The 16,397-nt window shown below is 41.6% G+C and carries 4 protein-coding genes; all 4 read left to right on the top strand.

The window, feature by feature from the left end:
* The first annotated feature begins 106 nt into the window (after positions 1–106).
* The 4 genes from GXP67_RS29320 to GXP67_RS29305 all read left to right on the top strand — a co-directional run bounded on the left by GXP67_RS29320 (position 107) and on the right by GXP67_RS29305 (position 16,254).
* Entirely contained in the window at positions 107–4,360 is a 4,254-nt protein-coding gene (locus GXP67_RS29320) for an ELWxxDGT repeat protein (protein ID WP_162446432.1), read from the top strand.
* 583 nt (positions 4,361–4,943) lie between these two features.
* A complete protein-coding gene (locus GXP67_RS29315; RefSeq protein WP_162446431.1) occupies positions 4,944–7,685 on the top strand; it encodes an ELWxxDGT repeat protein in 2,742 nt (913 codons plus the stop codon).
* Between the two features lie 331 nt (positions 7,686–8,016).
* The gene (locus GXP67_RS29310) at positions 8,017–11,874 is read left to right on the top strand and encodes an ELWxxDGT repeat protein (protein WP_162446430.1); all 3,858 of its coding nucleotides are present in this window, start codon (positions 8,017–8,019) and stop codon (positions 11,872–11,874) included.
* Positions 11,875–12,105: 231 nt separating this feature from the next.
* Complete coding sequence (locus GXP67_RS29305) at positions 12,106–16,254, top strand: ELWxxDGT repeat protein (protein WP_162446429.1); 4,149 nt, start codon at positions 12,106–12,108, stop codon at positions 16,252–16,254.
* Positions 16,255–16,397 lie beyond the last annotated feature (143 nt).

Raw genomic sequence — 16,397 nt, 5'->3', positions numbered from 1 at the left:
CTCAGAATAGTCTAAGTGTGTTAAAAATTGCAAGATTTGTATTAATACTCTTGCTTGTTTTTTCTATACCTTGCCCGTATAACCTTCTATTACCTAAAATTAGTATATGAAAAAACTTTTTACTTTCCTACCATATGGATGGGGTAAACTTACGGCCCATATCTGGTTTTACACCAATTTTACAAAAACAGGTCTTTGTATAAGTATAAGCCTACTGCTTTGCTATGCGTTAGCTACAGCTCAACCCACGCTAGTTAAGGATATAAACGCACAGTTTATTCAAAAATTAAATCCCTTGGCGCCCACAAATGTGAATGGCATTTTGTATTTCTCGGGGTATGATGCAATCCATGGGCAGGAACTCTGGCGAAGTGATGGTACACCGGAAGGCACTTATCTGGTGAAAGACATTAATCCTGGTTTAGGCAATTCTAATCCCTCCAGGTTAATAGAAGTAAATGGCACCTTGTATTTTATTGCCAACCAGTATGAAAAGGCAATTTCCTACTATACCAAAACCGGAGGCTATGAGCTATGGAAAAGTGATGGTACCCTGGCAGGTACACAACTTGTAAACAGTGTGGATTTGGGAAGCTGGGAGATCGAAGAAGGAGGTCCTGCACCTATTCTCCTAACCAAAGCAGGTAATACGGTTTTCTACAGCAGTGGAAATAACCCGTATTCTTATACTTTATCAAGTACCCGGGGAGTAAATATTGGAATTCAACGTGGCTTTGATGAGGAGGATAATACTCTATTCACGGAAGTTAATAACACTTTATATATAAGCGGGGTAACTTCTTATGGAAATGCGCTTATAAGAACAGACGGCACCGAAGAAGGAACCAGCCTTTTGAAAGAATATGCAGGAGCTCTTCCCCGCAATTTGACCAGTGTCAATGGTACCTTGTTTTTTACAGTCTACGATCCAATAAACAAACATGCGCTATGGAAAAGTGATGGAACTACAGAAGGTACCGTGCTTGTAAAAAGTATTCCAGACATGAGTTATTCTTTCCAGTTTAACAGTCCGACTGCAATGAATGGAACCTTGTTTTTTTCTGTAGGATCTATACTTTGGAAAAGCAATGGGACAGCTGAAGGTACAGTGCCGGTGAAAGAATTTGCCTCAAACTCATTTGTCAACTCTCTGAGAGCTGTAAACGGAACATTATTTTTTATCGCGAACGATGATATTAGCGGAGAGGGGCTATGGAAAAGCGATGGCACTCCCAACGGTACGGTAAAAATAAATATAACCTTGCCCGGAGATGCTGGCATCAATATGGGAATGCAATCCAATGGCATCCTGTATTTTTCAACTTATGAAAATTACCCATCGCATGATTTTAGCCTCTGGAGAAGTGACGGTACAACAACAGGTACTTTTAAGTTAGCGGATTTCACCAATCCATTGCATTACTTTAACCAGATAATGTATTATACAGATGTAAATGGCAAGATGTTCTTTGTGCCAGACTATAATGATCTCTGGAAAAGCGATGGCACTCTAGCTGGTACTGTTAAAATAAATATAACCTCGTCCGAAGAAGCTTCCGATAATGCCAATCCACAATATGTAATCAGTACAGCTGGTAATCTATACTTTGGGGCCAGCGATGGCCTCAATGGACAGGAACTCTGGAAAAGTGATGGTACCAGTGGCGGAACGGTTCTGGTAAAAGACATTAATCCGGGGCTTGCCAGCGGGAATCCTCAATACCTGACTGCCGCCAGCAATATCGTCTATTTTGCTGCGAAGGATAGCACCAATGGGCAGGAACTCTGGAGAACAGATGGCACTGCTGCCGGTACAGTGTTGGTAAAAGACATTAATCCGGGACCTGATCATGCAAATCCAAAAAACCTGATCCATGTGAATGGCACTTTATTTTTTACAGCTTATCACCCAAGCTATGGTGAGGAACTCTGGAAAAGTGATGGTACTGCCGCTGGCACTATCCTGGTGAAAGAAATTATCGCCGGTATAAATGAGTATGATAGTCCTTTTAACAATATGACAGCTGTAAATAGCCTCTTGTATTTCACAACCATTGATGAGATGTATCGAACGGAACTCTGGAAAAGTGATGGCACTGCTGCCGGTACAGTGTTGGTGAAAGACATCAACCCGGGAGGTTCTGATGAAGTGGGTAATCTGATCCATGTGAATGGCACATTGTTTTTTACGGCCAATAATGGCACAAATGGCGTAGAATTGTGGAAAAGTGATGGAACAGCCGCTGGCACTACCCTTGTTAAAGATATTGTATCCGGCGGAAATGGATCATATCCTCATCAATTAATACATGTGGATGGGCTCTTGTACTTTGTAAATAGAGATAATAGCACTATCTGGAAAAGTGATGGCACTGCTGCTGGTACTACCCTTTTCCGGGACCTGAGTGCAATAAGACCGTTTCCTTCCATTACGAGTCTGACATATGCAAATGGAAAATTGTATTTTTTTGACTGGGAATATTTTGAGTATGGAGAAGATGGGTTGGGTGATTTATGGGTGAGTGAGGTAGCTGCCAATGAAAGTTTGATAAAACTTAAGGATAACTTCATCACAGATTATTTTAGTATACCTTCTGTTAACCTGGTCAATATCAATGGTATCTTATATTTTAAAATTATTAATGGCAGTTCGGGAGAAGAACTCTGGAGAACAGATGGCACCCCTTCAGGCACAGGTTTAATTGATGGGACTAGCCCTATCCGCTCAAATACAAGCTGGCTAACAACATTGAATAATATTTTGTATTTCAATGCCTTCTCAACTGCTACCGGAAACGAGTTATGGAAGTATGATCTGGCCACTTGTGTAGGCGTACCTGATAAAAATGTATTGCTGCAGGGAGGCAATGTATGTACAGGGCAGGATGGAAAGATTATTATTAAAGCAAGTGAAGCTAATGTACGATACCAGGCCTTTATCAATAATGCTGCTTTAGGTGTTCCGGTAACTGGTGGTGGTGACATTACCCTCACCATTCAGGCAGTAAGCTTAAATTCAGGAAATAATCAGTTCACCATCAAAGCCATTAGTTGTACAAGCGTATTTTTATCTGATACAGCGACAATCACAGTTACAGCCACTTGTGAAGAACTATGTTCAGCGACAGGTTCCATATTACAAGAAGTATGGCTGAATGTGGCAGGCAATTCAGTAAGTGCTATTCCTGTAAGTATAGTTCCTAGCTCCTCTACTCAGCTCACTTCCTTTGAAACTATTCCCAACCAAGGTGATAACTATGGCGAGCGTATCAGGGGCTACTTGTGTGTGCCCAATACTGGTACTTACACTTTCTACATTGCAGGTGATGATAAATGTGAACTTTACCTTTCCACAGATGATGATCCGGCAAAAAAAACCAGAATCGCTTCTGTGCCTTATTTCACAGCAATGAAATTGTGGACAAAATACCCTGAGCAGAAATCAATCGCCATCCCTTTACAAGCAGGTAAAAAGTATTACATTGAAGCCTTACACAAAGAAGGAACAGGCAATGATCAAGTAGCTGTGGGCTGGCAAACCCCGGCTCAATCTGCTATCTCTGTTATTCCCGGAAGTGTTTTGTCTCCTTATATTCCTCAGGGGGCAGGCAAGCTCTCAAGAGAGTTCTGGGCTAATGTAGAGGGTTACCAGATCAGCAATATCCCTTTGACCACTGCAGCCACCACCACTGATGAAGTCACCATGTTTGAACAGGCTACTAATCAGGGCAATAACTATGGACAGCGGTTCAGAGGCTATTTGCATCCGCAGGTAAGTGGTAATTACCGCTTCTTCATTGCAGGCGATGATAAAGGAGAACTATACCTGTCTACAGATGAAGATCCGGCTAAGAAAGTAAAGATTGCTTCCATCACTGCTTCTACTTCGCTTCGGCAGTGGAATAAATATGCTTCCCAGCAGTCAGCCGTGATTGCCTTAGTAGCCGGCAGAAAGTATTACATTGAAGCCCTGCATAAAGAAAATACTGGTAATGATAATATCTCCGTTGGATGGCAATTGCCCAATCAAACTTCCATTGCAGTGATTGCAGGTACTTACCTTTCTCCTTTCCTTGCTTCTCCAACAGTAAGCCAAGCCAGAGTAGGTGTGGAAGAAAGCTTTGTAAATAAAGTGAGTTTGTATCCTAATCCTTTTGAAAGCAAGCTTACCCTTGCTAACTCTCAGGCAGGCAAACGCTACATCACCGTAGTGGATAACTTAGGCAGAACCATCTATCAAACCACAACACAAGGAGTTCAAACAGAACTTAACTTAGCTCATCTGAAAACAGGCGTGTATGTAGTGAAAATTTCTGCAGAGGATGGCCAAACTCAGGCAGTAAGAGTAGTCAAAAAATAAGCATACTTTCTTCATCTATTCACAGCAAAGCCGGGAGGAAACAGTTTCTCCCGGCTTTGCTGTGAAAAAGATCTCGTTTTCTTCCAAATGGTCTAAATGTGTTAAAGATTGCACGATTTGTGTTAATGCTCCGGCCTTTTATTTGCTCACATTGCCTGTGTAAGATTACATCAGGTTGAGCATTTATTGTCTGGTTAATAGATTAAAATGAGTTAATAATGGAATAGAAACCTGAGAAATCCTTTTACCAGAACATGTAAGATTTACACTTACTTAAAACTTATATGATGGATTAACACTGTCCTGTTTCCTTTGGTCAGACATATGCTTACATATGCAACAGATGAATTCCTAATGAGACAGATCAAGCAGAAAATGCTTTCCTGACACAGTCTACTAAAAATTATGTTAAGATTGAATCAACCTTAATTTCTTATACTGTAAAATTAAATCTCATTATTACCCAAACTCTATGTACCCATTTCTATCCCTTACATTTGATTCTAAACTTATTCACGTTAGCAATGAAATATCAAGCTGTAAAACTGTTGACCTAATATGCAGGATTCGCTTCTCTTTATGGATGTTACTGCTTTATTATTTGCTATTCTCTTCTCCTGCATTTGCACAAGAACGGCCTACTGGTGTTGGCTGGCTTACCACAGCTAATGGAATAGCATTTTTTACAGCTACAGATAGTGTGCATGGCACAGAATTTTGGCGCACTGATGGTACAGCGGCAGGTACTTATTTAGTAAAGGATCTGAAGCCAGGAGGTGAAAGCTCCTATCCCCATAGTTTAACCAATGTCAACGGCACCTTGTATTTTGTTTGCAATAACTTTACAATAGAAAGTGAAACTTATTATGGGAGTTATGAAACAGGATACGAAATCTGGAAAAGTGATGGTACTACTGAAGGCACTATGAAAGTAAATCAGGTATTTCATATTGTTAATGATAGAAGTAGAGACTTTCAAACTCTTTTCCATGAAATAGGAAATACAGTTTTTTATATAGAACCTACCTCATCAAATCAATATCATTTAGTAAAAACAGATGGTACTCAAGCAGGCACAGTAAGGTTGGGGTTATTTTATGGTTATGGATACTATGACTATGAGAATTACTCTTTTGCAACTTTAAATAATTTATTATATTTTCCTTCTCTTTTTCCGCCATATGGAAATGGAATATGGAAGAGTAATGGTACTAAGAATGGAACAGTTTTAGTAAAAGAATTTCCACATGTTTATGATCAGCCTAATCCATATAAAACGCCAATTTCATACCTGATTACATCTAATAATAGTTTATTTTTTAGGGGAGATACAGAGACTAATGGAAGGGAACTATGGAAAAGCGATGGTACGACAGCTGGTACTACCCTTGTGAAAGACATAGTTTCCGGAACAGGAAGTTCTTCTCCAAAGTATCTGACATCTATGAATAATATACTATACTTTACGGCAGATAATGGCACTAATGGAAGAGAGTTATGGAGGAGCGATGGTACAGAGCCAGGTACAATGTTAGTGAAAGATATATTCGTCGGGGCTGGCAGTTCTGAGCCTGCAAGCTTTACCACTATAAATGGTGTTTTATACTTTACGGCTTATAATGCTACCTACGGGCGTGAACTATGGAAAAGCGATGGTACGACATCTGGTACTTTGCTTGTGAAAGATATAATTTCAGGGGTAACAGACTCTAATCCTGAAAATCTGACTAATATAAATGGAGTGTTATTTTTTAGTACACAAACTGATAAAGGTGGTGTACAGCTATGGAAAAGCGATGGAACTGCTCAAGGCACTACACTGGTTAAAACAATACATGAGCCAAATGAAGCTACTATTATGCCTTTAATTTCATTTACAACTTCAAATGGAAAACTAATTTTTATTACTGATAGTCAATTATGGAAAAGTGATGGCTCTAAAGCGGGTACAGTTCCAGTATTTGGACCTATTAGCTGCTCAGCAACAGGGAGTATCTTGCAGGAAAAGTGGCTCAATGTCACAGGCTATTCTGTGGGTGCCATTCCTTTGAATACTTCGCCTAGTTCTTCTGCTCAACTCACTTCCTTTGAAACTAGCCCCAATCAGGGAGATAATTATGGGGAGAGAATCCGTGGCTATCTGTGTGCTCCTTATAGCGGCAACTATACCTTCTACCTCTCAGGGGATGACCAGTGTGAACTCTACCTGTCCTCAGATGAAGATCCTACTAAGAAAGTAAAGATTGCCTCTGTTGCTACGTACTCTGGCAATAAAGAATGGAACAAATTCTCTTCTCAGAAATCTGCTTCTCTCTCTTTAGTAGCCGGTAAAAAGTATTACATCGAAGCCCTGCACAAAGAAGCTACCGGTGGAGATCACTTAGCAGTCGGCTGGCAAACGCCGGCTCAATCTGCTATCACTGTCATTGCCGGTTCCTATCTTTCTCCTTTCATTGCTTCCTGCAGCAACGCTGCTCAAAGCAGCCTGGTAGTCAACCCCTCCAGTGGAAGCATCCTAAGCGGAACTAGTTTGTATCTGAAAACCATTCCGGGGGCTTCTTCCTATACCCTGCAGGTAAGTACTTCTGCTAATTTTACCACAGGAGTGATCACTAAAACCACCACAAGCAGGCTCAGCACAGGCACTTTCTATGCTTCTTTTCCTGAACTTTCTCTCAATCAGAAGTACTATGTCAGGGTCTATACCAACCTTGGCTTGTGCTGGGGCCCTGTTACTAGCTTTACCACTGCTTCTGCTGCCGGCAGTGCTTATGTGGTCAATCCTAGTGATGGAGCTACTACTACCGGCACTTCGCTGTATCTGAATACGGTGCCTGGAGCAACTACTTACACCTTGCAGGTAAGCACTTCTGCTGATTTCTCTACAGGGGTGATCAACAGATCTACGGCAAGCCGACTCAGTACAGGGACCTATTATGCTGTGTTTGCTGAATTAGCACTCAATCAGAAATACTATGTGAGGGTCAAAACCAATTTGTCAGATACCTGGGGCAGAACCACTTCTTTTACCAGAGTCAACGCTACGGCCAGACTAGCAGCAAGTGAAGAAAGTGTTCAGCAAAGCCTGGAAAGTAAAGTAAATCTGTATCCCAATCCCTTTGAAGACAAACTTACTCTTGTTACTGAACATACAGGCAAGCATTCAATCCATATAGTAGATAACCTTGGCAGAACAGTCTATCAAGCCACCACACAAGGAAACCAAACAGAACTTAACCTGGCTCACCTGAAACAAGGGGTATATGTGCTCAAACTATCAACCGAGGAGGGACAAACACAAATAATTAAAGTAGTCAAAAAGTAAGCATACTTTCTTCATCTACTCACCACAGCCGGGAGAATATTGTTTCCTCCCGGCTGTGGTGTCAAAACAACGAGTTTTCCTAAAAATGACACAATAGCAATAAAGATTGCATGATTTGTGTGAACAGTTTTCCTCTCCCTTTCCCTATTTCGCTCATGTAAGATTCATCTCCTGCTATCACTAAAAGTTTATAGTATAAAAGATACTAGGATAACGCTTTCATAATCAAGTACTATAAATTCACTCTCAATAATATGTAAGATTTAGCGCTTACATTCTCAGAAAAGCCTGAATTAACCCTATAGTTTATTTCCACACTTTACCCTAACGTATGCCTTTACTTTTACTTTCTTCCTCAACCATGATGCGAGGAAAACATAACATCTGTGCCAAAGCAGGTGTCTGCTTGAAATTCTCATTGATTGTCAGCTTTATGTTTCTTTGCTTTTTCTCATCCTTTGCTCAGCCTACCCTGGTCAAGGATATTAATACAGCTTCTGCAAAATACTTCTATCCAATGCATCTGACTCAAAGCAATGGAATTCTGTATTTTAGCGCATCTGATCCTACCCACGGACAAGAGTTATGGCGCAGCGACGGTACTCCTGAAGGCACTTTTCTGCTCAAAGACCTCAATCCGGGCCTGGCTGGTTCTAATCCAAGTCACTTATTAGATGTGAATGGCACTTTGTACTTTGTAGCCAACGGGTATTCCACTAACACTTCCTATGTAACGCGTACCGGCGGTTATCAGCTATGGAAAACCGATGGAACCCTGGCAGGCACACAAAAAGTAGCAGATGTTAGTTTAGGAAGATGGGACATTGAAGAAAGCCCTGCCCCTATTGTACTGACTAAAGCAGGCAATACGGTTTTCTATAGTACTGATAATAATCCATACTGGTATTATCTAAAAAGTTCGAAGGGAGGAAGCTTTTGGATTAATCGCATCTATGGAGAAGAAACCCTCTTTACAGAAGTGAATAACACATTGTATATCAGCGGATCTACTTATTATGGTTCAGGACTGCTCAAGACAGATGGCACGGAAGAAGGAACCAGCCTTATTTTTGCAGGAGACTTTCCAAAGAATATCAGCAGTGTGAATGGCATCTTGTTTTTTACAGCCTATGATCCAGTTAACAAGCATGCACTCTGGAAAAGTGATGGCACCCCTGCTGGTACAGTGCTTGTAAAAAGTATTCCTGGCATAATCTATTCTTCCCTAATTCGTAACACTGACTCAATAAATGGAATAATACTATACTTTGCAGCAGGCTCTGTCCTCTGGAAGAGTGATGGCACTTCGGAAGGGACAATGCCAATGAAAGAATTTGCTGCAAGCTCATTTATTTACGCTCTTCAGGCTGTAAATGGAACTCTGTTTTTCATAAATGGGCGGGAACTCTGGAAAAGTGATGGCACGACAGCAGGCACCACGCTTGTAAAAGACATTGGTGCCGGAAGTTCGGAGGTCCTGCCTTCTTCAGGCGGATACTTTTATTTCAAAATGTATGAGCCTTATCCATCTAAAAATTTTAGTCTCTGGCGAAGTGATGGCAGTCAATCAGGTACTATTAAACTAAAAAATTTCAATCAACAATCTGATTATTATTATTTCGATAATAGACATTTCGCGGATGTAAAAGGCACACTGTTTTTTGTTCCCAATACGGATGAACTCTGGAAAAGCGATGGCACCTCAGCAGGCACTGTCAAAATCAATATATCTCTTCCAACGATGAATGGCGCTTCTTCTCCCCAATCCATCACAAGGGCTGGCAATACGCTCTACTTTAGTGCCAACAATGGCATCCAAGGAGAGGAACTCTGGAAAAGTGATGGTACCTCAGCAGGTACTACGCTTGTGAAAGATATTTATCCCGGAGCCGCTGATGCAGCGCCTTCGCTTCTAACGGCTGTAAATTCAGTGGTATATTTTAGTGCCAGTGATAGCCTTCATGGAAGAGAACTCTGGAAAAGTGATGGTACCCCAGAAGGTACAGTACTCGTGAGAGATATTTATCCGGGAACTGCCACTTCAAATGTTAGAAATCTGATTCAGGTGAATGGCACGTTGTTTTTTACAGCTAATCACCCAAGTTATGGAGAAGAACTCTGGAAAAGCGATGGCACCCCAGCAGGAACAGTAATGGTGAAAGATATTGTGCCAGGAATTGAAAGATATGACTATAGGGCTTTTAACAATATCACGGTTGTGAATGGCTTGCTTTATTTTACAACTTCCTATCCTACACCAAATAACCCTAATTACTATACTACTATTTTCTGGAAAAGTGATGGTACTCCTGCAGGGACAGTCCAAGTAAAAGATATCAATCCAGGATATTACGCTAACATTGGAAATCTGATCAATGTAAACGGCACTTTGTTTTTTACGGCTAATGATGGCATCCATGGGATTGAGCTCTGGAAAAGCGATGGCACCCCAGCAGGAACAGTAATGGTGAAAGATATTGTGCCAGGTAAAGATGGGGCTTATCCTGAACAGCTAATTACCAACAATGGGTTGTTGTACTTTGTGTTCTATGAACCAAGTACTGGCTATGCAATCTGGAAAAGTGATGGCACAGCACAAGGCACTTCTCTTTTCCGTAAATTACCCTCTGGTTCTGAAGAATACTTCAGTAAATTAAGATATATAAATGGCAGATTTTACTTTTTTTCTTGGCGCAATATCGATGATGGAGGAGATGGAACAGCCACCTTATGGACGATTGAAGACACTGCCGGCTCAAATCCGGTTAAATTAAAGGATAATTTTTATGGTCGTTATAGTTATAGTCCGTCTGTATTTTTCAGCAGCAATGGTATTCTTTATTTTGTGATGAATGATGGTAAACACGGTAATGAACTCTGGCGGAGTGATGGCACTATTGCAGGAACAGCTTTAGTAGATGATTTACCAGGTTCTCCCTACAATGACACATTTGCTACGCTGAATAACACCTTGTATTTCAGCATATATACACAAAAAATTAGTCGTGAGTTATGGAAGTATGATCCGTCGGCTTGTGTAAGCGTAACTAATAAAAATTTATTAGTGCAGGCAAATAGCGTGTGTCTAGGACAAGATGGAAAGATACTACTCAAAGGTAGTCAGGCTAATGTGCCTTACCAGGCTTATCTCAATAATGCAGCGATTGGCAATCCTGTACAAGGGGGAGGAGATATCACCTTAACTATACCGGCCGTGAGTCTGAATGTGGGTAATAACACATTTACCATCAAAGCCTCTGGTTGTACCCTTGTGGAACTCACTTCCAAAGCTACCATCACTGTGCTGAATTGTCCTACTATTTCCTGTAACAACACTACTCAAAGCAGCCTGGTGGTCAATCCCTCCAGTGGAAGCATCCTAAGCGGAACTAGCTTGTATCTGAAAACCATTCCGGGGGCTTCTTCCTATACCCTGCAGGTGAGTACTTCTGCTAACTTTACCACAGGAGTGATCACTAAAACCACGGCAAGCAGGCTCAGCATAGGTACTTTCTATGCCTCTTTTCCTGAACTTTCTCTCAATCAGAAGTACTATGTGAGAGTCTACACCAACCTTGGCTTATGCTGGGGACCTGTGACTTCCTTTACCACCGCTTCTGCTGCAGGTAGTACCTATGTAGTCAATCCTAGTGATGGATCAACTACCACCGGCACTTCCCTGTATCTGAACACAGTGCCTACAGCTACTTCCTACACTGTGCAGGTAAGTACCTCTGCTAACTTTACCACAGGCGTACTCACCAAAACCACCGCTAGCAGGCTCAGCACAGGTACCTATTATGCTGTGTTTGCTGAACTTGCACTCAATCAAAAGTATTATGTCAGGGTCAAAACCAATTTGTCAGATACCTGGGGCAGAACCACTTCTTTTACCAGAGTCAACGCTACGGCCAGACTAGCAGCAAGTGAAGAAAGTGTTCAGGAAAACCTGGAAAACAAAGCGAGTCTGTATCCCAATCCCTTTGAAGACAAACTTACTCTTGTTACTGAACATACAGGCAAGCATTCAATCCATATAGTAGATAACCTTGGCAGAACAGTCTATCAAGCCACCACACAAGGAAACCAAACAGAACTTAACCTGGCTCACCTGAAAGCAGGTGTATATATGCTCAAACTATCAACCGAGGAGGGACAAACACAGGTGAGTAGAGTAATTAAAAAATAAGCATACTTTCTTCATCTATTCACAGCACAGCCGGGAGAATATTGTTTCCTCCCGGCTGTGCTGTGAATAGATCGATTTTTCTTCCAAATGGTCTAAATGTGTTAAAGATTGCACGATTTGTGTTAACACCCCCGCCTGCATTTTACTTATCTTTCATACGTCTTAATTAACAATTAACTTTTATTTAGCTGATAATGATCTCTTTTTCACACCCTCCTAAACTTAATTTTTATGAAAACATTATTAATTTTTTCTATTGGCTTTCTCCGGAGGCTAATAAAGTATGGACGTGGTTTTTTAGGTAAAACCCCTATACCGTTTTTTTCTCTATCCTGCTTTGTCTTACTGGCAACTTTCTTGTTATTTCTGCCTTTTATCACCTATTCGCAGCCCACCTTAGTAAAAGACATTAATAAAATTCCTCTTTCTGTTATTGCCCCTCTTCACCTTACTTCCTTCAATGGGGTTCTCTATTTTTCTGCCGAATCTTCGCTACATGGCCGCGAACTCTGGCGTAGCGATGGTACAGATGCCGGTACATATTTACTCAGAGACATTACAACAGGTATAAACAGCTCCTCTCCATCCATGTTTACTGTTGTTAACAATACCTTATATTTTGTTGCAAATGAGATACATAAGGAGGACTATATAAATAACAAGTTTGAACATCACTATGAGCTGTGGAAAACAGACGGCACTCCGCAAGGTACCATACAAGTGGGTTATTTTCCGATGCAAAGTCCACAAATCAACTTGTATAATGCCTATCCTAAACTTCAGCTGGTGGCAACAAACAATGCTTTGTATTTTACGGTCAATAATGCCCCTGCGGGCTACGAACTATGGAAGACCCAGGGCTCCAATACCGGAAAAGTACTGGACGTTTCAGGAGATCCTTACAATCCTTTCCCTAATGCCTATCAGATTGGAGCAGCCAGCAACTATATATATTTTACGGCATCCGGCAACACTACAGGTTTTGCTTTATGGCGTACCAATGGCTCTACAGCAGGAACTGTTTTAGTAAAAGAAAGCAATACAATCTATGGCATAACTTCATTGACAGCAGTGGGGGATATATTGTATTTTGCATTTCAGGACCCAAATGGACAAGAACTCTGGAAAAGCAATGGGACTCCTCAGGGAACACAAGTAGTAAAAGCTACTAAAACCGCTCTGGGTGGCCTCTTTAATGCCAATGGCCTGTTATATTTTACCATAGAAACCTCTGCTACCACCCAGTTATGGAAAAGCAATGGCACAGCTGCGGGTACAGTATTGGTAAAAGATGGGTTAGTCTTTCCTTCCATTCAGACAGTTGTCGGGAATACGATTTACTTCATTTCCTCTTTTCAGCTCTGGAAGACTGATGGCACTACTGCCGGAACAGTGATGCTCAAGTCTTTTGAACAGGAATCCTATGTATCCATACAAACCAGTGCAGTAAACAACACCTTATATGTGAGGGTGTATGTATATGCTACCTATGAACTTTCTTTGTGGAAAAGTGAGGGCACCTCGCAAAGTACTACACTGATACAGGAATTTAACCCTTCTGAAAACAATGTATTTTCTCCTTTCCTGGTTACCCTGCGGGAAAGCGTATATTTCGTTTCCGAAGAAAGTTTATGGAAAAGTAACGGCACTCCTACCTCCACCCAGCCATTATATCCGGTTGTGTTAAATGCAAACCAGGGTTCTCACCCATCCTCTATGCTGAATGTAAATGGGCTGATCTATTTTATAGCTGGTGACGGGGTTTCTGGCTTTGCACTCTTGAAAACCAATGGCTCAGAAGCCAATACGGTATTAGTTAAACAAAACGGAGGTACTGGTCCGGTACAGAAAGCAAACCTACTCACCTATAATAATAGTACGGTTTACTTCCAGGTCACCAGTTATAATATGGAAAACCAGCTGGTGAATGTCCAGCTCTGGAAAAGCGATGGCACCAATGCCTCAACGGTCCTGATTAAAACCTTTGATACTGGCATAATCGGAGAATCACGCTACTGGAACGGATATCTGTATTTCTTTACCGGAAAGCAGTTATGGAAAAGTAACGGCACTCCCCTGGGAACAGCGCTTGTTAAAAACGTAAACACTGAGTTTATAGGCTTACTTACCGTATGGAACAATGCCCTGTATTTTAGAGATGAAAATGCATTATGGAAAAGTGATGGCACTTCGCAAGGCACCATCGTTCTAAAAAACATAGATGGGGATGGTATTGCTAACTTTACCCCTGGCAATGGCTTGCTCTACTTCACTGATTATGCCACCGGCCTATGGAAAACCGATGGCACACCTGCCGGAACAGTCTCTTTCGGCCCTAAAATCCTTGGCATCAATAGTATGGTCTTTTTTAAGAGTGCGCTGTATTTCAGTGCAGCTGAGAACCTCTATAAAAGCAATGGCACCACTGCCGGTACCTCAATTATCAAAACTATAGTAAAATATGATGAAAACAATGTAGAGAATTTAACAGTTGTCGGCAATAGCCTATATTTTACCTTTTTGAGTATTTCCTCGGACCTGACTTCTTATAATGAGTTATGGAAAAGCGATGGCACGCCAGCGGGTACACAGGTTGTTAAGCTCGTAAGAGCCCAGAATCTTAAAGCTGTAAACAATACCCTGCTGTTTGAGATATCAAGAGTCCTGAATGGTAAGAGTGCAAATCAGTTATGGAGGAGTAACGGTACCTCTGCCAATACGAGCCTGGTAGCAGAGTTATCGGTGCAGCTTACTTATTCCGCTATTGCCGCTAATTCATTCTATTTCAGTGGAAATGATGGCAATAGAGGATATGAACTATGGAAATATGATGTGGAGGCTTGTATGCAGGCTCCTGTTACAAACTTATTATTAATAGGCAGCACGGTTTGCGTAGGCGAAAATGGTAAGATCACTATTAAAGGCAGCCAGACTAGCTTCACTTATCAGGCCTACTTTAACAATGGTTCTCCCGCAGGTACGGCTATTATGGGTGGTGGTGATATTACCCTAACTATTCCAGCTGTCAGTTTGAATACAGGAAACAACATATTCACTATTAAAGCCGGTGGTTGCGTACTTACGCCTCTTACTAACTCAGCCACCATTACCTTTACAGCCACTTGTGCAACATCCTGCTCAGCCACAGGCAGTATCTTACAGGAAAAGTGGCTCAATATCACAGGCAGTTCGGTGAGCGCTATTCCAGTAAACACGGCTCCTAGTTCTTCTACTCAACTTACTTCCTTTGAAACTACCTCTAATACTGGAGATAACTATGGAGAACGAATCAGAGGCTATTTGTGTGTTCCCACTACCGGCAGCTACACCTTCTACATTGCAGGCGATGATAAATGTGAACTCTACCTTTCCTCAGATGATGACCCTGCCAAGAAAGCCAGGATTGCTTCCGTACCTTATTATACGGGGTTGAAAGTGTGGAACAAATACCCTGAGCAGAAATCAGTAGCTATCTCCTTAGTAGCAGGTAAAAAGTACTATATCGAAGCCCTGCACAAAGAAGCCACCGGCGGGGATAATGTTGCTGTAGGCTGGCAGACCTCTTCTACGGCTGCTATCAGCGTGATTACAGGAAGCTACCTGTCTCCTTATATTCCCCAGGGAGCAGGCAAAATCTCAAGGGAATTCTGGGCGAATGTGACAGGCTATCAGGTCAGCAACATTCCTCTTACCATTGCCCCTACCACCACTAATGAGCTTACCATTTTTGAAACGGCTGCTAACCAGGGAAATACCTATGGCCAGCGCTTCAGAGGCTATATCCATCCACAGGTGAGTGGCAATTACCAATTCTTTGTGGCAGGCGATGATAAAGCTGAGTTATGGCTTTCCTCAGATGAAGATCCGGCCAAAAAAACCAAAGTTGCCTCAATCACTGCTCCTACATCCCTGAGACAATGGAATAAATATGCTTCCCAGCAGTCAGCCTTGATTGCCTTGGTAGCAGGTAAGAAGTATTACATCGAAGCTTTGCACAAAGAAAACAGTGGTGATGACAATATATCTGTGGGATGGCAACTGCCTTCTCAAACTACTATTTCTGTCATTACAGGTACCTACCTTTCTCCTTTCCTGGCCTCTCCAACAGCAAACATAGCCAGAGTAGCTGTAGAAGAAAGCTTTGAAAGCAACCTAAGCCTGTATCCCAATCCTTTTGAAAGCAAACTTTCACTTACCAGTTCACATCAAGACAAACTGTACATCAGTATAGTGGATAATCTGGGCAGAACAGTTTATCAATCCACAATACAAGGAACACAAGCAGAACTCAACTTGGCACATCTAAAAGTAGGCGTGTATATGATGAAAATTTCTGCAGAAGACGGCTCAACCCAAGTGATGAAGGTAGTTAAAAAGTAAGAAACAGCTAAATTTTTCGCCACAGCCGGGAGAAGATAGTATTTCCTCCCGGCTGTGCTGTGAAAAAGATCTATTTTTCTTCCAAATGGTCTAAATGTGTTAAAGAATGCACGATTTGTGTTAACAGTTTTCCTCCCTCATTG

It is taken from the genome of Rhodocytophaga rosea, from assembly GCF_010119975.1.
Taxonomy (GTDB): domain Bacteria; phylum Bacteroidota; class Bacteroidia; order Cytophagales; family 172606-1; genus Rhodocytophaga; species Rhodocytophaga rosea.
This window is presented reverse-complemented; position numbering and strand designations above follow the sequence as displayed.